Annotated in this window: 1 protein-coding gene; it reads left to right on the top strand. The window is 63.1% G+C overall.

Annotation, left to right across the window (positions count from 1 at the left end):
• Nucleotides 1–575: phage late control D family protein (locus DIE15_RS36700; RefSeq protein ID WP_185734623.1), on the top strand; the 575-nt coding region annotated here is incomplete at both ends.

Genomic DNA, 575 nt, shown 5'->3' with positions numbered 1-575 from the left:
GTGTCGATCCAGCTCGAAGGCAAAGGGCGGTTCATTTCGGGGCTGGCCGGCGCCGCCGGACTTGGCAACATCGGCGCGGGCACGCGCGAGATCAGCGGGCTGGTCGAAGCGGCCCGGATCGCCGGTCAGGATCGCGACTCGATTCTGTACGAACTGGAACTACGCCCGTGGCTCCATCGCGCAACGCTGACGCAGGATTGCCGCCTGTTTCAGGACATGACCGTCGTTGAAATCACCGACGCGGTGCTTGCGAAATATCCCTATCCCGTCGATCAGCGCTTGGGCGCATTCCGGGGCGTCTATCCGACACGCGATGTGCAGCGACAGGCGTTTGAATCGGACTGGGCATTTCTGCAACGCCTCTGGGAAGAATGGGGAATCTGGTGGTGGTTCGAGCACGACGGCGGCCATCATCGTCTGGTTCTGTGCGACACGATGGGTGGCCATCATCCGCACGGCGCGGCCTACGAGACGCTGCGTTATCTGCCGCCCGATGGTCAGCATATCGACGAGGAACACATTCACACGCTGTCCGTGACCAGCCGCCTGACGCCCGGACGCGTGACCGTGACGGA

It is taken from the genome of Burkholderia sp. Bp9031, from assembly GCF_003857965.1.
Taxonomy (GTDB): Bacteria; Pseudomonadota; Gammaproteobacteria; order Burkholderiales; family Burkholderiaceae; genus Burkholderia; species Burkholderia ambifaria_A.
Note: the sequence above shows the minus strand (reverse complement) of the source record. Positions and strands in the feature narration are given on the sequence as shown.